We start from the raw sequence: 22,163 nt of genomic DNA, 5'->3' as shown, positions 1-22,163 counted from the left end.
ATGTGATGAAAGCCTTTCGCTGGTGTGTATTAGCAGCGGTGATGCTGGTGGCGCTTCCTCTTCGCGCCGCCTGCACCTGGCCTGCCTGGGAGCAGTTTAAAAAGGACTACATCAGCGAGGGCGGGCGCGTCATCGATCCCAGCGACACGCGCAAAATTACGACCTCGGAAGGGCAAAGCTACGCCCTGTTCTTTGCCCTGGCGGCGAACGATCGCAAAGCCTTTGACCAGCTGCTGACGTGGACGCGCGATAATCTTGCCAGCGGCGATCTCAACGAGCATCTGCCTGCCTGGCTTTGGGGGCAGAAAGAGAAAGAGACGTGGGAGGTGATCGATACTAACTCCGCCTCTGACGCCGATGTCTGGATTGCCTGGTCTCTGCTCGAAGCGGGCCGGCTGTGGAAACATCCCGACTATACCCGCACGGGCCAGGCGCTGCTGAAACGCATTGCCAGCGAAGAGGTGGTGAAAGTGCCGGGGCTTGGCGCAATGCTGCTTCCGGGTAAAGTCGGTTTTGCCGACGAACACGCCTGGCGCTTTAACCCCAGCTATCTTCCTCCGCAGCTGGCGGCTTATTTCACGCGTTTTGGTACCCCGTGGAGCCAACTGCGTGAAACCAATCTGCGGCTGCTGCTTGAAAGCGCGCCGAAGGGATTCTCGCCGGACTGGGTGCAGTATCAGAAAAACAGTGGCTGGCAGCTACAGCAGGATAAAGCGCTGGTGGGAGGCTATGACGCCATCCGCGTTTATCTCTGGGTAGGCATGATGAGTGATAACGATCCTCAGAAAGCCCGTCTGCTGACCCGCTTCCAGCCGATGGCGGCAAAGACAATAAAACGGAATGTGCCGCCGGAGAAAGTGGATGTGGCGACGGGGAAACGTACCGGCGACGGCCCGGTCGGATTCTCTGCCGCTATGCTGCCGTTTTTACAACAGCGTGACGCTCAGGCGGTTCAGCGCCAGCGCGTTGCGGACCATTTTCCCGATAACGATGCCTATTACAGCTACGTCCTGACTCTCTTTGGGCAGGGATGGGATCAGCATCGTTTTCGCTTCACCGCAAAAGGTGAATTAATACCGGATTGGGGCCAGGAATGCGCAAGTTCACAGTAAATCTACTCACTTTATCGCTTGGCCTGGCGCTTATGCCGTGGGCCCAGGCCGCCAACTCCCCGCAGCAGAAACAGCTGCTGGAACAGGTTCGGCTGGGCGAATCGACACAGCGTGAGGATTTGGTTCGTCAGTCGCTCTATCGTCTTGAGCTGATTGACCCGAACAACCCTGACGTCATTGCCGCCCGCTTTCGCTACCTGCTGCGCCAGGGCGATAACGCCGGCGCGCAAAAAGAGCTGGATCGCCTGAAGGGGATCGCGCCGGGGTCGAGTGCGTACCAGTCGTCGCGCAGCACGATGATGCTTTCCACGCCGGATGGCCGCCAGCAGCTCCAGCAGGCGCGATTGCTCGCCACCACGGGGCACACGCAGGAGGCCATTGCCGCCTATGACAAGCTGTTTGACGGCAATCCGCCGGGCGGCGACGTGGCGACGGAATACTGGAACGTCGTGGCAAAAGACCCTGCTCGCCGGAATGAGGCCATAAACCAGCTCAGGAAAATCAATGCCAGCAGCCCAGGCAATACGCAGCTGCAGGCAACGCTGTCCCAGCTTTTGTTCCAGAGCGGACGCCGTGATGAAGGCTTTGCGGTATTGCAGGAGATGGCCAAATCGAACAATGGCCGTAACCAGGCGTCTGATATGTGGTATGACCAAATTAAAGGCCAGCCTGCCAGCAGCGCCAGCGTCAGCGCGCTGCAAAAATACCTGAGCGTCTTCAGCGACGGCGACAGCGTCACCGCGGCGCGTGCCCAGCTTGAAGCGCAGCAAAAACAGCTCGCCGATCCGGCGTTCCGTGCGAAAGCGGAAGGGCTGGCGGCGGTGGATGCCGGGCAGGGCAGTAAGGCGGTGGCCGAGCTGCAAAAGGCCGTCAGCGCCAACCATACCGACAGCGAAGCGGTGGGCGCCCTTGGGCAGGCATATTCCCAGAAAGGCGACCGCGCCCGCGCGGTGGCCCAGTTTGAAAAGGCGATCGCCCTCGATCCCCAGAGCGACAACCGGGGTAAATGGGACAGCCTGCTGAAGGTTAACCGCTACTGGCTGCTGATCCAGCAGGGCGATGCCGCGCTGAAGGCCAATAACCCGGCGCAGGCGGAGCGCTACTATCAGCAGGCACGCAGCGTCGACAATACCGACAGCTATGCCGTGCTGGGGCTGGGAGATGCCGCGGCGGCGCGTAAAGATAACGACGCGGCGGAACGCTATTACCGTCAGGCGCTGCGCATGGACAGCGGCAACAGCAATGCGGTTCGCGGCCTGGCCAATATTTACCGCGCGCAGTCGCCGGAGAAGGCTTCGCAGTTTATCCAGTCTCTCTCCGCCAGCCAGCGCCGAAGCATAGATGATATTGAACGTAGCCTGACCAACGAGCAGCTTTCCGCCCAGGCAGAACAGCTGGAGAATCAGGGGAAATACGCCCAGGCGGCAGAGATCCAGCGTCGTCGTCTGGCGCTCTCTCCCGGCGACGTGTGGATAACCTATCGTCTCTCGCGCGATCTCTACAGCGCGGGTCAGCGCAGCCAGGCGGATACCCTGATGCGTCAGCTTGCCAGCCAGAAACCGTCCGACCCGGATCAGGTGTATGCCAACGGGCTCTATCTTTCCGGAAACGACCAGGACCGCGCCGCGCTGGCGCATCTGGACACGCTACCGCGCAGCCAGTGGAACGGCAATATTCAGGAACTTGCCAACCGCCTGCAAAGCAACCAGGTGCTGGAAACCGCCAACCGTCTGCGCGACGGCGGCAAAGAGCAGGACGCAGAGAATCTTCTTCGTCAGCAGCCAACCTCTACCCGCATCGACCTGACGCTGGCGGACTGGGCGCAGCAGCGTGGCGATCTGAACGCGGCGAAAACGACGTACAGCGCCGTTCTGCAGCGTGAGCCGCAGAACGAAGACGCGATCCTCGGCCTGACAGAGATTTACAGCGCGCAGGGTAACAAAGATGCCGCGCGCGCAGAGCTGGCGAAACTGCCCGCCGCGCAAAACGGCCAGCCGCCGTCGCTCAACATGCAGCGCCGAATCGCGATGGCGCAGGCAGGGCTGGGCGATTCCGCTGCCGCCGAGCAGACCTTCAATAAAATCATTCCGCAGGCTAAATCGCAGCCCGGATCCATGGAAAACGCGCTGGTGCTACGTGATGCCGCGCGTTTCCAGGCGCAAAACGGGCAGCCTCAGCAGGCGCTGGACACCTATAAAGATGCGATGGTGTCGTCCGGCATCACGACGACCCGTCCGGCCGACAACGATAGCTTCACCCGTCTGACGCGTAATGATGAGAAGGACGACTGGCTGAAGCGCGGCGTGCGGAGTGATGCCGGTGATTTGTACCGTCAGCAGGACGTAAACGTCACGCTGCAGCACGACTACTGGGGCTCCAGCGGTACGGGCGGCTATTCCGATCTGAAAGCCCATACCACCATGCTGCAGGTCGATGCCCCGCTGTCTGACGGGCGGATGTTCTTCAGAAGCGATCTGGTCAATATGGATGCCGGTTCGTTTGCAACGAAAGACGGTACATACGACCCCAACTGGGGGACCTGCTCCGCGACGCCGTGTAGCGGCAACATCCATCAGTCCGACAACGGCGCGAGCGTTGCCGTTGGCTGGCAGAACAAAACCTGGTCGATGGATATTGGTACCACGCCGATGGGCTTTGACGTCGTCGACGTGGTGGGTGGCATCAGCTACAGCAGCGATCTCGGTCCCATCGGCTATACCGTTAACGCCCATCGTCGGCCCATCTCCAGCTCTCTGCTGGCCTTTGGCGGGCAAAAAGATACCAACACCGGCACCACCTGGGGCGGCGTCCGTGCCACCGGTGGCGGCGTAAGCCTGAGCTACGACAAAGGGGAGGCGAACGGCGTCTGGTCAAGCCTGAACGCGGAAACGCTGACGGGTAAAAATGTGGAAGATAACTGGCGCGTCCGCTGGATGACGGGTTACTACTACAAGCTCATTAATAAAAACAATGAGCGCCTGACGGTGGGCGTCTCCAATATGCTCTGGCATTACGACAAAGACCTGAGTGGTTATACCCTGGGCCAGGGCGGCTATTACAGCCCGCAGGAGTATGTCTCCTTCGCACTGCCGGTGACCTGGCGTAAACGCACGGAGAACTGGTCCTGGGAGCTGGGTGGCTCGGTCTCCTGGTCTCATTCTAAGACGAATGACGAGCTGCGCTACCCGATCCAGAATTTGATCCCGACCGATGAGCCAGACCGCTATACCGACCGGGGCACGATGGAAACCGGCAGCAGTTCTTCAGGCACGGGCTATACCGCGCGGGCCATTATCGAACGCCGCGTAACGTCCAACTGGTTTGTGGGCATGGGCGTGGATATTCAGCAAGCGAAAGACTATACCCCAAGCCATGCGCTGATTTACGTGCGTTACTCTGCCGCAGGCTGGCAGGGCGATATGGACTTACCGCCGCGGCCGCTCACCCCTTACGCGGACTGGTAATCGGATTTTCCTTAATCCATTTGTAAGTCTCTCTTAATAGCGCAGCAATCGGGTATACTCAGGCGCGCCAGGTTTACACCCTGGCGCGCCCTGCGCTTCGAGTTTTTGTGGAGAGTCATTTTGCGTGTCAGCCGTTCCTTAACGATCAAACAGATGGCGATGGTTTCTGCCGTTACCCTGCTGTTTGTCCTGCTCTTCTGCGTAATTTTGCTGTTTCATTCCGTACAGCAGAATCGCTATAACACGGCTTCGCAGTTAGAAAGTATCGCCCGCTCGGTACGCGGCCCGCTTTCCGCCTCTATCCTGAAAGGGGATATTCCCGAAGCGGAAACCATTTTAAAACGCATTCAGCCTGCCGGCGTCGTTAGCCGCGCCGACGTCGTCTTGCCTAACCAGTTTCAGGCGCTGCGGATGAGCTTTATCCCGGAACGCCCCGTACCGATGATGGTGATGCGCCTTTTTGAACTCCCGGTGCAAATTTCGCTGCCCGTTTATTCACTCGAACGCCCTGCCAATCCGCAGCCGCTGGCCTACCTGGTATTACAGGCGGACTCCTACCGCATGTATAAATTCGTCATGAGCTGGGTTGTTACGTTAGTGACCACTTGCTTACTTATGACGCTAATCCTCAGCGTGGCGCTCACCTGGTGCATCAACCGGCTGATTGTTCATCCGCTGCGCCGTATCGCCCGCGAGCTGAATACCCTTGCGCCGCAGGATCAGATGGGACACCAGCTTGAGCTGCCGCGTCTGCACCATGACGACGAGATCGGCATGCTGGTGCGCAGCTACAACCTCAACCAGCAGCGCATCCAGCGCCAGCAGGATGAGCTGAGCAGTAGCGCCACCCGTTTTCCGGTGTCGGAACTGCCCAATAAAGCGTTCCTGATGGCGATGCTGGAGCAAACCGTAGAGCGCCAGCAAACCACGGCGCTGATGGTCATTGCCTGTGAAACCCTGCAGGACACGGCTGGGGTACTGCAGGAGAGCCAGCGCGAAATGCTGCTGCTCACCCTGGTGGAGAAGATCAAGTCTGTCCTTTCCCCGCGCATGGTGCTGACCCAGGTTAGCGGTTACGACCTGGTGGTGATTGCCAACGGCGTCAAAGAACCCTGGCATGCGATCACGTTAGGTCAGCAAGTACTCACTGTCATTAATGAGCGGCTGCCGGTTCAGGGTATCCAGCTTCGCCCAAGCGCCAGTATCGGGATTGCCATGTTCTATGGCGATCTGACCGCGGAACAGCTTTATCGCCGCGCGTTCTCGGCGGCGTTTACCGCCCGGCGCAAAGGCAAAAATCAGATCCAGTTCTTCGACCCGGAGCAGATGGAAAAGGCACAGCAGCGCCTGACGGAAGAGAGCGACATCCTGACCGCGCTGGATAACCGCCAGTTTGCCCTCTGGCTGCAGCCGCAGGTGGATCTGCGGACGGGAGAGGTGAAAAGCGCCGAGGCGCTGCTGCGCGTGCAGCAGCCGGATGGTTCATGGGCGCTGCCGGAAGGGCTGATTGAGCGCATCGAGTCCTGCGGCCTGATGGTCACCGTCGGCTACTGGGTGCTGGAGGAGTCCTGCCGTCAGCTTGCCGCCTGGCAGGCGCGCGGCGTGACGCTGCCGCTGTCGGTCAACCTGTCTGCCCTGCAGCTTATGCACCCCACCATGGTTTCAGAGATGCTGGAGCTTACCCATCGTTACCGAATCAAGCCTGATACGTTAACCCTGGAAGTGACGGAGAGCCGACGCATTGACGACCCTAATGAGGCGGTGGCGATCCTGAAACCGCTGCGTAACGCCGGGATTCGCATTGCGCTGGACGATTTCGGCATGGGATACGCCGGGCTGCGCCAGCTTCAGCACATGAAAACCCTGCCGGTGGACGTGCTCAAAATTGACAAAGCGTTTGTTGACGGTCTGCCGGGCGACTGCAGCATGGTGCAGGCGATTATCCAGATGGCGCGCAGCCTTAACCTGCATCTCATTGCCGAGGGAATTGAAACCGACGCACAGCGCGCATGGCTGGCAGAGGCGGGCGTGGAGAGCGGGCAAGGCTTCCTTTTTGCCCCCGCAGTTCCTGCGGATGTCTTTGAACAACGATACCTTTCTGGTGCTGACAATAACGCAAAAGTGTAATTTTGTTGCTGGCTTGTGCGAGCCAGCTCAAAGTTCTTAACATTTGTGTTTCAAATTTGAACTGAGTTTATTTCTGTCCTGTTATGTGGGTGTTATTTTAAAGCCGCAGGTTAACCATAACCTTACAAAGCCTGTGGTTTTTCTTCCCAAGGACACCTTATGAAAACCTCACTCTTCAAAAGTCTTTATTTCCAGGTCCTGACAGCCATCGCCATCGGTATTCTGCTGGGTCACTATTACCCTGAACTGGGCGCGCAAATGAAACCGCTTGGCGACGCGTTCGTTAAGCTCATTAAAATGGTCATCGCTCCGGTGATCTTCTGTACCGTCGTGACGGGCATCGCTGGCATGGAAAGCATGAAGGCGGTAGGGCGTACCGGTGCAGTGGCGCTTCTCTATTTTGAAGTGGTCAGTACCCTTGCGCTGATTATCGGTCTGATCATCGTCAACGTGGTGCAGCCAGGCGCGGGGATGAACGTCGACCCGTCGACGCTCGATGCCAAAGCGGTGGCGGTCTATGCCGAGCAGGCGAAGGATCAGGGCGTGGTCGCCTTCCTGCTGGACGTCATTCCGGGTAGCGTCATTGGCGCGTTTGCCAGCGGAAACATCCTCCAGGTGCTGCTGTTCGCCGTGATGTTTGGCTTTGCCCTGCACCGTCTGGGCAGCAAAGGCCAGCTTATCTTTAACGTGATCGAAAGCTTCTCCCAGGTCATTTTCGGCATCATCAATATGATCATGCGCCTGGCGCCCATCGGGGCCTTCGGTGCGATGGCCTTCACCATCGGTAAGTATGGCGTCGGTACGCTGGTGCAGCTGGGCCAGCTGATTATCTGCTTCTATATCACCTGTATTCTTTTCGTGGTGGTGGTGCTGGGCTCCATCGCCCGCGCGACGGGCTTCAGCATCTTCAAATTTATCCGGTACATCCGCGAAGAACTGCTGATTGTTCTGGGCACCTCCTCGTCGGAATCGGCGCTGCCGCGCATGCTCGACAAGATGGAGAAGCTCGGATGCCGTAAATCGGTGGTCGGGCTGGTGATCCCGACGGGCTACTCCTTCAACCTGGACGGCACGTCGATCTACCTGACCATGGCGGCGGTGTTCATCGCGCAGGCGACCAACAGCCATATGGATATTTTCCATCAGATTACCCTGCTGGTGGTGCTGCTGCTCTCCTCTAAAGGTGCGGCAGGCGTAACGGGCAGCGGCTTTATCGTGCTGGCAGCCACCATTTCCGCTGTCGGTCACCTGCCGGTAGCAGGTCTGGCGCTGATTCTCGGTATTGACCGCTTCATGTCAGAGGCGCGCGCGTTAACCAACCTGGTGGGTAACGGCGTGGCGACGGTGGTGGTGGCGAAATGGGTGAAAGAGCTGGATCACAAAAAGCTCGACGATACCCTGAATAATCGTTCAACTGACAGCAAAAATCCTGGCTTATCCTCTTAATCTTGTCACAAATGCCCGTATTCCCTTGTCGGAGTGCGGGCTCCTGCGCATAATAACTGTTCGTACCTGTCATAATTCGACAAGATTTTTTTTGGGTATATTTCACTTCGGACCGTGACGTTTTGCCGAACGCGCGGTCTAATTGACGTGTTTTCATCGTCATCTTTAAGAGTGAAGCGCGTCGCGAGGCACTCTTTTTTAACCAGGAATGTTGATCAGGGGTTCACATGCAGGGCACAAAAATTCGACTCTTAACCGGCGGTTTGCTGATGATGGCAGCAGCCAGTTATGTGCAGGCAGATGCGCTCCAGCCAGACCCGGCCTGGCAACAAGGGACATTAGCGAATGGTTTTCAGTGGCAGGTGTTAGCCACGCCGCAGCGTCCCAGTGACCGTATTGAAATCCGTCTGTCCATCAATACCGGCTCCCTTACGGAGAGCACCCAGCAAACCGGTTTTAGCCACTTTATTCCCCGGCTGGCGCTCACGCAGAGCGGCAGTCTGCAAGCGGTTCAGGTGCGTTCGCTCTGGCAGCAGGCCATCGATCCGAAACGCCCGCTCCCTCCGGCTGTTGTCTCGTACGACTACACCATGTTTAACCTGAGCCTGCCTAATAACCGTAACGACCTGCTTAAAGAAGCGCTGACGTATCTCTCCGATGCCTCTGGCAATCTGGCCATCACGCCGGACACCATCAATTACGCGTTGAGCAACAGCGACATGGTGGCGACCTGGCCTGCGGATACCAAAGAGGCCGCGTGGCGTTACCGCCTGAAAGGCTCCACGCTGCTGGGTCACGATCCGGCTGAGCCGCTGAAGCAGCCGGTGGATGCCGGGCAGGTCAAATCGTTCTACCAGAAATGGTACACCCCTGACGCGATGACGCTGATCGTGGTCGGCAATGTGGATAGCCGTGCGGTGGTTGAGCAGATCAACAAAGCGTTTGGCGAGCTGAAAGGCAAGCGTGAAACGCCTGCGCCAGTTCCGACACTCTCTCCGCTGCCCGTTGCGCCTGTCAGCATCATGACGGACACCGTGCGTCAGGACCGGCTCTCCGTCATGTGGGACAACGCCTGGCAGCCCATTCGCGAGTCCGCGGCGCTGCTCCGCTACTGGCGTGCCGATCTGGCGCGTGAGGCGCTGTTCTGGCACGTACAGCAGACCCTGAGCAAAAACAACGTGAAGAATATTGCCCTTGGCTTTGACTGCCGCGTGCTGTTCCAGCGCGCGCAATGTGCCATTAACGTTGAATCACCGGGCGATAAGCTGAATGCGAATCTGGGCGTGGTTGCGAAAGAGCTGGCAAAAGTGCGTAAAGAGGGCCTCCCTGAAGAGGAGTTCAACGCGCTGGTGGCGCAGAAAAAACTGGAGCTGCAGAAGCTGTTTGCGACGTACGCGCGTGCCGATACCGATATTCTCATCAGCCAGCGTATTCGTTCCCTGCAGAATCAGGTTGTCGATATTGCGCCGGAACAGTACCAGAAGCTTCGTCAGGACTTCCTGAACGGCCTGACCGTGGATATGCTCAACCAGGATTTACGTCAGCAGCTGTCGCAGGATATGGCGTTGATTCTTCTGCAGCCGAAAGGCGAGCCGGAATATGACATGAAGGAACTGCAAAACACCTGGGATTCCATCATGACTTCCGCGCCGCAGCCGGCGACCGCAGCGGATGATCTGCACCCGGACGCGACGGATATTCCGCAAGGGCAGTAATCCCCTCACCCCGGTGTTCATAGTCCCCTCTCCCCTATGGGGAGAGGGTTAGGGTGAGGGGTTATACAGGCATCGCCTCGCGCGGAATAATCGCCCCGCGATACTGAATCACGGTGCTGGCCGTGAGGTGCCCACGCCGGGCCGCCGCTTCCGGCGTTCCACCCGTCAGACGAACCGCCAGATAACCCGCGCTGAATGAATCGCCTGCCGCCGTGGTATCAATCACGTTCTCTTTGGCAAGCTTCACCGCCGGAACCTCAACCACCGCGTCACCCGCCACCGCGACCAGGCACGACTCCGCGCCGCGCTTAATCACTACTTCGCTTACGCCTGCCGCCTGCGTGCGTGCAATCACCTCTTCAACCGGCTTCTCTCCCCACAGCGCGTCTTCATCGTCGAGCGTCAGGAAGGCGATGTCGGTGCACTGCAGCATCTGCTGATAGACCTGCTGCGTCTCTTCACGGCTGGCCCACAGGCGCGGGCGGTAGTTATTGTCGAAAATAATCTTACCGCCGTTGGCACGACACGCGCGCAGCAGCGAGAGCAACTTTTCACGGCTGTCAGGGCTGAGGATCGCCAGGCTGATCCCGCTCAGATAGAGATAGTCGAAGGTGGCCAGCTTCTGACAGATGGCCGCGGCCGCGTCGCTCTCCAGCCAGAACTTTGCCGCAGCTTCGTTACGCCAGTAATAAAACGTGCGTTCACCGGTGCTGTCGGTTTCGATGTAGTAAAGTCCCGGGAGGCGGTTTTCCATACGCTGAATCAGCGACGTTTCAACATGTTCGCTCTGCCAGGCCTCCAGCATTTGCTGGCTGAAGCTGTCCGTGCCCAGGGCGGTAACGTAGCTCACGGTGAGCGCCTCAGGCGCAACCTGACGGGCAATATAAACGGACGTGTTTAACGTATCGCCACCGAATCCGCGGCTGACTTCCGCGCCTTTTTGTGACAGCTCAATCATGCATTCGCCAATCACGGCAATTTTTTTGGACATAGTCGTGAACCTGAACAGAAGAATTATCAGCAGTGTGCGCTGAGTGAATTAACCGGTCAACTATATTAAAACAACGTTCCATTATTTTGTTTGAGCCAGCGCGTATTCCCGCGCATTTCTGTCATCTTAATTTCATTTTCGCGGTGAATTGAACATAAAGTTCTCAATTGTCGCGCCGATAATCCTGTGACGAGTCCAGAAAGGCTATCCCAACAACAGGACATCTGAAATGAAGTCAGAGCAGGTTATCCAGCGGCTGAGCACTACGCCTGAGGCAAGTATTGAGAACTTGCAGGAGCATCGCTACTGGCTGCAATGCGAGCGTGCGTACACCTATCAGCCCATCTACCGAACAGACGGTCGACTGATGGCCATTGAAATTTTGACCGTCGTGACGCATCCCTCCAACCCTACCCAGCGCATTGCGCCAGATCGCTATTTTGCCGAAGTTGCCGTTCGCCAGCGTCTGGACGTGCTGGAAGAGCAGCTTCGTATGCTGGCGACGAAGCACGCTTTTTTCGAACAGCACAATATCCTCGCCTCGGTGAACGTCGATGGCCCAACCCTGCTGGCGCTGCGGCAGAACGCGAAACTGCAGGAGCTTATCGCCACCCTGCCGTGGATGCGATTTGAGCTGGTGGAGCACGTCCGTCTGCCGCAGGATTCCTCGTTTGCTTCCATATGCGAGTACGGCCCGCTGTGGCTGGACGACTTTGGCACCGGCATGGCGAACTTCTCTGCCCTGAGCGAAGTGCGTTACGACTACATTAAAGTGGCCCGCGATCTGTTCATTATGCTGCGTCAGACCCCGGAAGGGCGGAATCTGTTTACGCTGTTATTACAGCTGATGAACCGCTATTGCCAGGGCGTGATTGTTGAAGGTGTAGAAACGCTGGAAGAGTGGCGCGATGTGCAAAACTCTCCCGCAGCGGCGGCGCAAGGCTATTATCTCTCTCGCCCGGTACCCATGGATCGCCTCGATAACGTGATAACAACCCTCTGATAAGCCCGCTTCCCTTTGTCTGGACTATAGTTTTACAGAACAGGTCATCAGGAAAGGGGATAAAAATGACAAGAACAACCAGGGTGATCTCGTGGACAGCAGGGATTTTCTTGTTGTTGATCGTGGTCGTCGCCATCATCATTGCGACGTTTGACTGGAACCGTCTCAAGCCGACCATCAACCAGAAAGTCTCAACCGAACTGAACCGCCCCTTCGCCATACGCGGCGATTTAGGGGTGGTATGGGAGCGCCAGAAAGAGGAGCCCGGCTGGCGAAGCTGGATCCCCTGGCCACACGTTCATGCCGACGACATCATTCTCGGCAACCCGCCGGATATCCCGGACGTCACCATGATCCACCTGCCGCGCGTCGAGGCCACGCTGGCTCCGCTGGCGCTCTTTACCAAAACCGTCTATCTGCCGTGGATCAAACTTCAGCAGCCGGATGCGCGCCTGATTAGACTCTCAGAAAAAAACAACAACTGGACGTTTAACCTGGCCAGCGACGGCGAAAAAGATCCGAATGCCAAGCCTTCTTCCTGGTCATTCCGTCTCGACAATATTCTCTTCGATCGCGGGCGGATCGCCATCGACGATAAGGTCAGCAAGGCCGACGTGGAGATCCTGGTCGATCCGCTGGGCAAGCCGCTGCCGTTTAGCGAGGTCACGGGCACGAAAGCCAAAGGCGACAAGGCAAGCGTAGGCGATTATGTCTTCGGCCTGACGGCGAAAGGGCGCTACAACGACCAGCCGCTCAGCGGTAAAGGGAAAATCGGCGGCATGCTGGCGCTGCGCAGCGAAGGCACGCCGTTCCCGGTACAGGCGGACTTCCGTTCAGGTAACACCCGCGTGGCGTTCGTGGGCACGGTTAACGACCCGATGAACATGGGCGGTGTCGATCTGCAGCTGAAATTTGCCGGTGATTCGCTGGGCGAGCTGTATGACCTCACCGGCGTACTGCTGCCGGATACCCCGCCGTTCGAAACGGACGGGCATCTGGTCGCTAAAATCGACACCGAAAAATCGTCCGTTTTTGACTACCGGGATTTTAACGGCCGGATCGGCGACAGCGACATCCACGGCACGCTGACCTACACCACCGGAAAACCGCGCCCGAAACTGGAAGGGGATGTCGAGTCCCGACAGCTGCGGCTGGCCGATCTCGGCCCGCTGATTGGCGTAGATTCGGGCAAAGGCACAAAGTCGAAAGAGGTCAAAAAGGACGTTCAGCCCGCGGGTAAAGTATTGCCTTACGATCGCTTCGAAACCGACAAATGGAACGTGATGGATGCCGATGTGCGCTTCAAAGGCGGAAAAATTGAGCATGGCAGCACGCTGCCGATCAGCAATCTTTCGACCCATATTCTCCTCAAAAATGCCGATCTGCGCCTGCAGCCGCTGAAGTTCGGCATGGCGGGCGGGACGATTTCCTCCAACATTCACCTGGAAGGCGATAAGAAGCCGATGCAGGGACGGGCGGAGATCCAGGCTCGCAGGCTGAAGCTGAAAGAGCTGATGCCGAACGTCGAGCTGATGCAGAAAACCCTCGGTGAAATGAACGGTGATGCCGACATCCGCGGCGTGGGGAACTCGGTAGCGGCGCTGCTGGGCAGCGGCAACGGTAACCTGAAGCTGCTGATGAACGACGGGCTGGTGAGCCGAAACCTGATGGAGATCCTGGGGCTGAACGTGGGCAACTTTGTCATCGGGCAAATCTTCGGTGATGACGAGGTGCGGGTGAACTGTGCGGCGGCCAATCTGGACCTGGTCAACGGCGTGGCGCGTCCGCAGATTTTTGCCTTCGACACGGAAAACGCGGTGATCAACGTGACCGGTACCGCCAGCATGGCCTCGGAGCAGCTGGATTTGACCATCGATCCGGAAAGCAAGGGGATCCGCATCATCACCCTGCGCTCGCCGCTTTACGTGCGCGGCACCTTTAAAAATCCGCAGGCGGGCGTGAAGCCCGGGCCGCTGATTGCGCGCGGCGCGGTGGCTGCGGCCCTTGCAACGCTGGTCACCCCGGCCGCAGCGCTGCTGGCGCTGGTTTCGCCGTCAGAAGGTGAGGAGAACCAGTGCCGGACCATTTTGTCGCAGATGAAGAAGTAAGGTGAGGCCTGTTTTTGCAGGGTGGCGCTGCGCTTACCCGGCCTACATGTGAATCGTAGGCCGGGTAAGTCGTAGGCGCCACCCGGCGTTAGCTTACAGCGCCTGGTGCTTAGTCTCGTGCGTCAGCAGCAGCGCAATCAGCGTCAGCACTGCCATCGCCGCCAGATAAACCCCCACATAGAACAGACCGTAGTTCGCCTGCAGCCAGGTGGCGATATACGGCGCAACGGACGCGCCCAGAATGGACGCGACGTTATAGGAGAACGACGCGCCGGTATAACGCACTTCCGTCGGGAACAGCTCGGGCAGCAGCGCGCCCATCGGGCCGAATGTCAGCCCCATCAGGCTCAGGCCAATCAGCAGATAGGCCATCACCAGCGCCGGGCTGCCTGAACCCAGCAGCGGCGGGAAGACGAACAGGGCAAACAGAACGATCAGCGTGGTGATGGTAATCATGCTCGCGCGGCGACCGAACTTATCGGCCAGCAGGCCCGCAATCGGCACCATTACGCCAAACCCGATCACCGCCATCATCAGCATCCACAGCACTTCGTTACGCGGCAGACCCAGCCCAACCGGCGCGGCTGCGGTGCTGAACGTCATGGAGTAGACGGTCATGATGTAGAACAGCGTATAGGTTGCCAGCATGATAAACGTGCCCAGCACGGTCACGCGGACGTGTTTGGTCAGCAGCGTACCGAGCGGCACCTTCACCTGCTTGTTTGCCGCGGCCACTTTGGCGAACACCGGCGTTTCATGCAGGGAAACGCGCACATACAGGCCAATCAGCACCAGAACGGCTGAGAAGATAAACGGAATACGCCAGCCCCAGCTCATGAACTGTTCATCCGTCAGCAGCCAGGAGAGCAGCAGGAACGTCCCGTTGGCAAAGAAGAAGCCAATCGGTGCGCCAAGCTGCGGGAAGGAACCATACAGCGCGCGCTTGCGCGCCGGGGCGTTCTCGGTGGCCAGCAGCGCCGCGCCGCCCCATTCACCGCCCAGGCCCAGCCCCTGACCAAAACGCGCCAGCGCCAGCAGGACCGGCGCCAGAATGCCGATGGTTTCGTAGGTCGGCAGCAGGCCGATGGCGACGGTGGAGATGCCCATGGTCAGCAGCGAGGCCACCAGGGTGACTTTGCGGCCAACGCGATCGCCAAAGTGTCCAAACAGCGCTGAGCCAATCGGACGCGCGACAAAGGCGATCGCAAAGGTCGCCAGAGACTGCAGCGTGGCCGCCGTCGGGTCGCCCTGCGGGAAGAAAATATGCGGGAAGACGATGACCGCCGCGGTGGCGTAAATGTAAAAGTCGAAGAACTCAATGGCGGTGCCAATCAGCGAGGCGACGACAACTTTATTGCGCGAATTTACCGGAACGTTTTCCGTTTCTGAGGCGAGTGTGGTGGCGGTTGCTTGCATAATATTTTCTTATTTTTGTCGAACGAAAGGCCATATTACGCACAGCAAAAGCGACATTTCAATCTGTAACAAAGTCGTGGCGTGGTCATAAAAACAACAAAAAGCGGATAATTTTCAGACCAGCCAAAACACGTCTATGAAATGCTTCACAGATTTTAAATGTTAGTCAATTAAACTGGTTTTCGGTTAAATAAAAGTTACGGACTGGATTTATATGCTGAAATGATGAAGCGGGCTGAAATTTCAGCCCGCGAGTGGGGTTACCGGTGTGTTTTGCCCGGCATTCGTGGGTCGTCTCTGTACTCGGCGGTGGCTATCCACGCCGCGCAGAACAGGGTCAAACGCGCGAAGAAGTAGAAGAACGCCATCAGCCCCAGCACCGAGCCAAAAGCCGCGCCGGAAGGGGATTTCACCAGTGACGGCAGCGTGTAGGTCATCACGATTTTAATCACCTCAAAGCCGATCGCTGCAATCAGCGTGCCGCGGATCAGCGCCTTCTTACGCGGACGATGGCGGGGCAAGCGCCAGAAGATCCAGAAGACAGCAGGTAGTTGGCGAAGATGGAAATCGCCAGCCCAATGCCGCGCCAGGCGGGCTTCAGCCATTCGATGTAGTCAAGATAGAGCGCGGAGATGATCATCTGCTGCGCCGAGCCCGCCACCGAGGTAATGGAAAGCGTCACGATGAGCGCGACCAGCAGGCCTATCAGCGACACAAAATCGCGGAGATACTTCACCCAAATTTTCTCCTGATCCTGCGGCTTACGCTCCCAGACGTCGCGCGACTGGGCGCGAATGGCCTCGCGCAGGTTGCCCATCCAGTTAACGCCGGAATAAAGGGCGATCAGCAAGCCGACGATGCCGACGGTAGTACGCTGCTGAACGGCGGTATTGATGGTGCTTTTGAGCGTGCCGGCAAGGGTCGGGTCGCTGACGTTGTTCAGGATCTTATTGAAGATATCCTGCAGCAGCGTCGGGTGCGACGCGAGTACAAAACCGGCCGCCGCAAACGACACCATCAGGATCGGGATCATCGACAAGAAGGAAAAATAGGTGATGGCCGCACCAAACTGGTTCCCCATGCGGTCATTGAAGCGTTCGGTCGCGCGTATCAGATGCGCAACCATGGGGAACTGCTGAATTCTCGCGGCGATGCCGGTGACGGTCCCCAGCGCTTTGCTGGCGGTGCCTGGCGTTTTGGCCTCCTCAGGCCCGGTTTCCATCTTTTTGACGGGTTCGTACTCTAAATGTTGGGTGGGTCGTTGCGGGTTCTTTTCCGACGTCACGCGTCTTTTCCTTTTCGTTTGGCTGGATGTGTTTTTGAAGTATAGCCTGCGGCTAGTCCACGTAAGCTTTTGTGAGCTCAGTCAGCCACTCCATGAACAGATGTACCCGGCGGGAGAGGTTGCGCCGGTGGGGATAAATCAGGGAAACCGGCATCGGTTCGGCCCGATATTGCGGGAGGATCTCAATGAGTTTCTTCGCGCGCAGTAAATCACGCACCCCCACCCGCGGAACCTGAATAATGCCCAGCCCGGCGAGACAGGCTGCCTGGTAAGTTTCCGTGCTGTTGACGGTCAACACCCCGCCCGTTTTTACCCACTGCGCCGCACTGCCGTTATAAAACTCAAAGCCCTGGGGGCGAGTTCCCAGCATCGCGGCGTAGTGGATCACGGCGTGCGAGCCTAAATCATCCAGCGTTTCCGGGTAGCCAAATCGCGCCAGATAATCCGGACTGGCGCAGTTAATCACCGTCAGCTTGCCGAGCGGGCGCGCAATCAGCCCTGAATCCTTCAGCGTGCCGACGCGGACGACGCAATCAAACCCTTCGCGGATCACGTCCACCAGACGATCGCTGCTGCTGAGTTCCAGTTCAATGCCCGGATACTGCTGCAGAAAAGCGGGCAGTTTGGGTATGACTAAATTTCGAGCAACGGCGACGGGCATATCCACGCGAAGCCGTCCGCTGATGCTGGAGGGATCGTGCTGAAACAGTCCGTCGAGCTCATCAAGGTTTGCCAGCAGATCTTTTGCCCGCTCGTAATAGACCATGCCGTCCTGCGTCAGGCTGACGCGGCGCGTGGTGCGGTGCAATAGCTGGGTGCCAAGCCGGTTTTCCAGCGCCTGAATTTGTCGCGACACGCTGCCTTTCGGCAGGGTGAGCGTTTCTGCCGCGCGGGAAAAACTCTCCAGCTCCGCGACGCGGACGAATAGCTGCATTGCGTGAATTTTATCCATAGAGGAAGCTCATTGTTGTTGCTACTGAAACAGTGAAGCGCTTTTGTCCATCTTTATTGATTTTCTATCACCTAATAAGCTCTATCTCAATCTCCATAACAGCCAAAACGAGGTTTATGATGAGCGAACGTATTGCATTAGTGACGGGTGGTAGCCGTGGTTTGGGTAAAAACGCGGCGTTGAAGCTGGCGGCAGACGGCACGGGAATTATCCTGACCTACAACCGTAGCCAGCAGGAAGCGCTGGACGTTGTGCATGAAATTCAGGAAAAAGGCGTTAACGCGGCGGCATTACAGCTTAACGTCGGGGATATCGCGCGTTTTGATGATTTTGCCCGACAGCTTCAGGAAACCCTTAAGACCGTCTGGCAGCGCGACACTTTTGACTATTTATTGAACAATGCCGGAACGGGTTTATATGCGCCCTACGCCGACACGACGGAAGCCCAGTTTGATGAGGCGCTGAACATTCATTTCAAAGGACCGTTCTTCCTGACCCAGCGCCTGCTGCCGCTGCTCAACGACGGAGGACGGATCCTGAACGTCTCCAGCGGGCTGGCCCGCTTTACCCAGCCGGGCTCGGTAACCTACGCGGCCATGAAGGGGGCGATGGAGGTGCTCACGCGTTATCAGGCGAAAGAGCTGGGCGCGCGCGGGATTTCCGTCAACATCATCGCGCCTGGCGCGATTGAAACCGACTTTGGCGGCGGACGCGTGCGCGACAACGCGGAGCTGAACACGCTGCTGGCCTCGCAGACGGCGCTGGGACGCGTGGGGCTGCCGGACGATATTGGCGATGCCATTGCGGCACTGCTCAGCGATAAGCTGGGCTGGATGAATGCGCAACGTATTGAAGTCTCAGGCGGTATGTTCCTGTAATGCAGGGTCTTAAGGGGAAGGAACCCCCTTAAGGATTTCCTTAATGCGGATGTGTCCAAATACGGACAGATATAAAGAACACAGAGGGATTTGTAACGTCTCCATTCGTTGAGTTTTTTCTTAAATACCCCCTCTGTAGAATCCCCCTTCGTTATTATCAGAGGGAGAAAACCGATGCGAGTAATCATGTTTGACAGGCAGTCACTCTTTATTCACGGAGCGATACACAGTCTTCAGGCGTTAATTCCGGAAATAGATATGACAGGGACCTGTCAGGCAGACGATTTATGGACGCAGGTTTCCGCTTCGCCGTCAGCTATCGTCATGATTGACGGCAATGTTATCCAGGACGACGGGATTGCCCTGCTGGAAGAGATGACGCAACGCTTTCCGGCGATACGCGTAATTTTGGTTTTGGCGAAAAAAGAGGCCAGATGGGTGGAGCAATTGCGCCAGCGAAACGTCATGGCGATTATTCCCCGAAATGCCCGTCCTGAGCGGTTTTCCGCCGTGCTGGATTCAGTATCCCGAGGGATGGTCTGTTTTCCCGGCGAGTGGGTTGAAGAGCCGTCGTCGCCTCAGGCGTTATCATCCCTGAGCGAGCGTCAGCGCGACGTGTTGAAACTGCTGGCAGCGGGGGAGTCAAACAAAGAGATTGGTCGCAATCTCAACATCAGCGCGGCGACGGTAAAAGCGCACCTCGAAGCGCTTTTCCGTCGACTGGACGTGAAAAACAGAACGCAGGCGGCGCTCTACTATAGCCGTGCGACGGCCTGAAAAAGCGCCTTTGGAAGCGAAGGCAGCCCGGCGAAACTGAATATCATCATAACCAGCGCATCATGCTGCTGTTGGGTTAAAGGACGGGCCACGCTTTCCCGCAGCAGCGCCTCACAACGATGAATATCGTCATGCAGCAGTTCTTCTGCCTGGGATGGCGTGACGGGGCCGTGAAATTGCGCCCGATCGCGGATGACGTGGCCATAGCCGATAACCCATAATCCGCTTTCGTCGCGATATTTCTCCAGAGAAAGACCCTGATGTTTTTTTATTAACGTTATGGCGGCAGAAGATATTTTCAGCCCATGACCTTTCATATTCAATTCCTCTTAATAGCGACACTGTAGAGGAAACGACGTTCGAGAAATATCCGCCAAATGGCCGTTGATCAGGAATTATTATTCAGGTATTCATGCTGTAATAAACCAAATAGCCAGTCATTCTGCCAGCGCCCCGCAAGGTAATAACTCTCGCGTAACTCACCTTCCAGACGAAAGCCAGTTTTCTCCAGCAGGCGTTTTGAAGCCACATTCCCCGCGGTGACGGTTGCGGTGAGTCGACGTATCCCGCCCTGATGAAAAGCGTAATCGCAAAGCGCTTTCAGGGATTCAAAGCCGTAACCTTTCCCCTGCGCGGCGGGTGCGAAAAGGAAGCCCACTTCGGCGCAGTCCGCCTCCCGATGAATATACCCGGTCACGCCCAGCGGGGCCTGCGAGGCTGCGTCACGTACGACGAGGCAAAGCCAGTGCGTGCTGCCCGGCACCCAGGGCGTCAGGCGCGCATCAAACGCCTCGCGGATCGCCGCGACGGGGCGGTCTTGCGCCACAAAGCGCATCACGTCGGGATGCTGCTGCAATGCCAGAAAAAAGGGCCAGTCTTGTTCCTGCAGGGGCGAACAGGCCAGGCGAGGGGTAATTAAAACCGGCATTCGGATTCTCCTGAAACATTTTAAATGATTTTAGGGTTGTCACTTTATTTCAACAGAAAGTCAGGTATGGTTAACCGCGTATAAATAAAAAGAAAAAAGGCCGTCACGCGCCCATTTCGGATGTCTTCGCTGTCGCTTAAGGAAAACAATGACTCTCAGCACATCACATCATATTCGCGAACAGTTCGAACACTGTCTGGCGGTCATTCGCCAGGCGTCGGTGGAAATTTTGCTCCTTTTGAATGTACATGCTTCCGAGGGCAAAGATCCACGCTGGTTCCTGGAACAGCTCGACAGCGCGCGATTAGCTTTGGGCGGCTGGGGAGCCGTGGCGAAAAAACTCAACCTGAATGATGCCGAGATGTCGGAATTTACGCTCCAGCTGCGTCTGCTGCAGCAGCGCGTTCCGCAGTATGAAAGCGGGCAGGACGTGAGCGAAAACCAGCTGATAGCGGCGATGCGGTTTGTCACCGCGCTGGAACATCTTCGCCTGCAGCAGCCGCTTTTGACCTACAGCACTGACCTGGCGCCGGGAAGTGAACTTCAGCAGCAGCAGGCGCACAAGCAGGTACGCGCGATAGAGCTGATGATTAAAGGGATTATCCAGCAGGCCTGGCCCGATCAGGTCAAGCTGAACAACCATCTTAAGACCCTGTTTAACGCCGATCGCGTCCGGCGCTGGCTGAAGCTTGGCGAGATCAACGATGTGCTGAGCGGCATGATGTTCAGTGAACTGGCGCAGATGCTGGTCGATAAAAAAGAGTTCAGCCGCTATTACGCTTCTTTGTTCAGGGATCCGTCCATGCTGACGCTGCTGGTTGAACCGCGCAAAACGCTGCAAACCTTCCTTGATGACATTCGGCAGATCCGCAACAGCATCACCGTTCAGAAAACGCTAAGCTCGGCGCAAATTCAGCTGCTGGATAACTACTACGCGCAGATTGCACGCCCCGTTCAACGGGCGTTTGAAGAGGGGAGAACCCGCGTCAATCCCGCCGGATTCATGGCGGTCGATGCCAGCGAACTGCATACCTTCTGGGAAAAGGCGCAGAAAATGGATCGGGTCACCGGTGGAGATCTGTTCGAGGTCCGAGACACCATTGAAAAACCGACCCAGCGCGCGCCGCGCACCCCGGAACAGCGCGAGCAGCTCATCTCCGGCGCGCTGTGGGGGGCGGTTGGCGTGATGGTGATTGCCATCGTGGCGGGGGGATTCTGGCTGGTGACCAGCAGCAAACCGCAGCCTGCAACCGCCCGAGCGGCAGAAGCGGCGGCTCCCCAGGAAATGCGCGAGACGCCTTCCTCGCGCGAAACGCTCACGCGCATGGGCGTAACCTGGGATGAGAATAACTTCCGCTCGGCCGTTAACCGCAACGATACCCGCGTGGTGCAGCTTTTTTTACAGGGGGGGATGGACTGGAAGCTCTCCTGGACCGAGGAGGCGATGTCTGCCGGGCATGATGATGTGCTGGAGCTGATGTTACGCTATCGGCAGAACATGGTAGAAGAGAAGCCGTGTCGTCGTTTTATCAACACGCTTAGCCACGCGATGTCGAACGGCGAGTCGCTGACCTCGGTGCGTAAAGAGTACCTCAAAGCTTTCTGCACCGTGCCTGCGGTGGTGAAACGCCAGCAGCACGATCTCGATATGGCCACACGCCGCGCGCAGTCACAGCCGGATGCCAGCAACAAAAAATGGCAGTCTATCCAGACGGCCATTTATGAGGTGATCCGCTGATTTCTTCTCCCTCTCCCTGTGGGCTGAGAAATTCCCAGTAATTTTCAAACCTAAAGCAATGTATGTGCCATCAGGGTTATGAATGCCTTACAGCGATGCCCCGGTCCGGCTGTAAATCGCCGAAGCGTTTCCGGAAGGCCGGGGCGAGGCGCAGGGATGCGCCGAGAGGGCGTGGCCTGCAGGGATGCAGGCTCATGCCCGACCCGATAGCCTGAAGGAATAA

Annotated in this window: 15 protein-coding genes and 1 pseudogene; 10 read left to right on the top strand and 6 right to left on the bottom strand. The window is 57.5% G+C overall.

From position 1 onward, the window contains the following. Nucleotides 1-5: 5 nt before the first annotated feature. The 5 genes from bcsZ to ACJBF3_RS24230 all read left to right on the top strand — a co-directional run bounded on the left by bcsZ (nucleotide 6) and on the right by ACJBF3_RS24230 (nucleotide 9,864). Nucleotides 6-1,112 carry a cellulose synthase complex periplasmic endoglucanase BcsZ gene (gene bcsZ, locus ACJBF3_RS24250; protein WP_045331341.1) on the top strand — a complete coding sequence of 369 codons (1,107 nt, stop codon included), beginning with the start codon at nucleotides 6-8 and terminating at the stop codon, nucleotides 1,110-1,112. After that, entirely contained in the window at nucleotides 1,094-4,576 is a 3,483-nt protein-coding gene (bcsC, locus tag ACJBF3_RS24245; protein WP_045331338.1) for a cellulose synthase complex outer membrane protein BcsC, read from the top strand. The genes bcsZ and bcsC overlap by 19 nt, the downstream gene beginning before the upstream one ends. Nucleotides 4,577-4,696: 120 nt before the next feature. Then, nucleotides 4,697-6,703, top strand: a complete 2,007-nt coding sequence (hmsP, locus tag ACJBF3_RS24240) for a biofilm formation regulator HmsP (RefSeq protein ID WP_045331336.1) — start codon at nucleotides 4,697-4,699, stop codon at nucleotides 6,701-6,703. 159 nt (nucleotides 6,704-6,862) lie between these two features. Further along, nucleotides 6,863-8,149 carry a dicarboxylate/amino acid:cation symporter gene (locus ACJBF3_RS24235; protein ID WP_045331333.1) on the top strand — a complete coding sequence of 429 codons (1,287 nt, stop codon included), beginning with the start codon at nucleotides 6,863-6,865 and terminating at the stop codon, nucleotides 8,147-8,149. 227 nt (nucleotides 8,150-8,376) lie between these two features. Next, a complete protein-coding gene (locus tag ACJBF3_RS24230; protein WP_045331331.1) occupies nucleotides 8,377-9,864 on the top strand; it encodes a pitrilysin family protein in 1,488 nt (495 codons plus the stop codon). Between the two features lie 61 nt (nucleotides 9,865-9,925). Here ACJBF3_RS24230 and ACJBF3_RS24225 read toward each other — a convergent pair whose 3' ends face one another. Next, entirely contained in the window at nucleotides 9,926-10,855 is a 930-nt protein-coding gene (locus tag ACJBF3_RS24225; RefSeq protein WP_045331329.1) for a sugar kinase, read from the bottom strand. A gap of 229 nt (nucleotides 10,856-11,084) precedes the next feature. Between ACJBF3_RS24225 and pdeH the strand changes: the two genes are divergently transcribed. Together pdeH and ACJBF3_RS24215 are read left to right on the top strand one after the other, a co-directional pair. Continuing rightward, nucleotides 11,085-11,858: a cyclic-guanylate-specific phosphodiesterase gene (pdeH, locus tag ACJBF3_RS24220; protein WP_045331327.1), complete on the top strand. Its 774-nt coding sequence runs from the start codon at nucleotides 11,085-11,087 to the stop codon at nucleotides 11,856-11,858. 65 nt (nucleotides 11,859-11,923) lie between these two features. Beyond that, a complete protein-coding gene (locus tag ACJBF3_RS24215; protein ID WP_045331325.1) occupies nucleotides 11,924-13,966 on the top strand; it encodes an AsmA family protein in 2,043 nt (680 codons plus the stop codon). A 93-nt stretch (nucleotides 13,967-14,059) separates the two neighbouring features. Here the strand turns inward: ACJBF3_RS24215 and ACJBF3_RS24210 are convergent, their stop codons facing one another. From ACJBF3_RS24210 to ACJBF3_RS24200, 3 genes and pseudogenes are all read right to left on the bottom strand, one after another. Beyond that, nucleotides 14,060-15,382, bottom strand: a complete 1,323-nt coding sequence (locus ACJBF3_RS24210) for an MFS transporter (RefSeq protein WP_045331323.1) — start codon at nucleotides 15,380-15,382, stop codon at nucleotides 14,060-14,062. A gap of 260 nt (nucleotides 15,383-15,642) precedes the next feature. Next, nucleotides 15,643-16,667 (bottom strand): annotated as a pseudogene (gene yhjD / locus ACJBF3_RS24205) (inner membrane protein YhjD). A 52-nt stretch (nucleotides 16,668-16,719) separates the two neighbouring features. Then, nucleotides 16,720-17,619, bottom strand: a complete 900-nt coding sequence (locus ACJBF3_RS24200; protein WP_045331320.1) for a LysR family transcriptional regulator — start codon at nucleotides 17,617-17,619, stop codon at nucleotides 16,720-16,722. Between the two features lie 119 nt (nucleotides 17,620-17,738). Between ACJBF3_RS24200 and ACJBF3_RS24195 the strand changes: the two genes are divergently transcribed. Then, nucleotides 17,739-18,497 (top strand): SDR family NAD(P)-dependent oxidoreductase, encoded by a 759-nt coding sequence (locus ACJBF3_RS24195; RefSeq protein WP_045331318.1) that lies wholly within the window; start codon nucleotides 17,739-17,741, stop codon nucleotides 18,495-18,497. Nucleotides 18,498-18,671: 174 nt separating this feature from the next. Further along, nucleotides 18,672-19,274: a response regulator transcription factor gene (locus ACJBF3_RS24190; RefSeq protein WP_045331316.1), complete on the top strand. Its 603-nt coding sequence runs from the start codon at nucleotides 18,672-18,674 to the stop codon at nucleotides 19,272-19,274. On the opposite strand, the gene ACJBF3_RS24185 is transcribed toward ACJBF3_RS24190, so the two are convergent. Continuing rightward, nucleotides 19,253-19,591 carry a lysozyme gene (locus ACJBF3_RS24185; RefSeq protein ID WP_045331313.1) on the bottom strand — a complete coding sequence of 113 codons (339 nt, stop codon included), beginning with the start codon at nucleotides 19,589-19,591 and terminating at the stop codon, nucleotides 19,253-19,255. The two genes, ACJBF3_RS24190 and ACJBF3_RS24185, sit on opposite strands and share 22 nt — an antisense overlap. Nucleotides 19,592-19,662: 71 nt before the next feature. Then, on the bottom strand, nucleotides 19,663-20,202 hold the full coding sequence (locus tag ACJBF3_RS24180; RefSeq protein WP_045331311.1) for a GNAT family N-acetyltransferase: 540 nt from the start codon (nucleotides 20,200-20,202) through the stop codon (nucleotides 19,663-19,665). A gap of 148 nt (nucleotides 20,203-20,350) precedes the next feature. Here ACJBF3_RS24180 and ACJBF3_RS24175 point away from each other — a divergent pair, with 148 nt between their 5' ends. Beyond that, nucleotides 20,351-21,940, top strand: coding sequence for an STY4199 family HEPN domain-containing protein (locus ACJBF3_RS24175; RefSeq protein ID WP_045331309.1), 1,590 nt, complete (start codon nucleotides 20,351-20,353; stop codon nucleotides 21,938-21,940). Nucleotides 21,941-22,163: the final 223 nt, after the last annotated feature.

Source organism: Enterobacter sp. PP-008-ECC_S150, assembly GCF_045257065.1.
In the GTDB taxonomy this organism is placed as follows: domain Bacteria; phylum Pseudomonadota; class Gammaproteobacteria; order Enterobacterales; family Enterobacteriaceae; genus Enterobacter; species Enterobacter chengduensis.
Note: the sequence above shows the minus strand (reverse complement) of the source record. Positions and strands in the feature narration are given on the sequence as shown.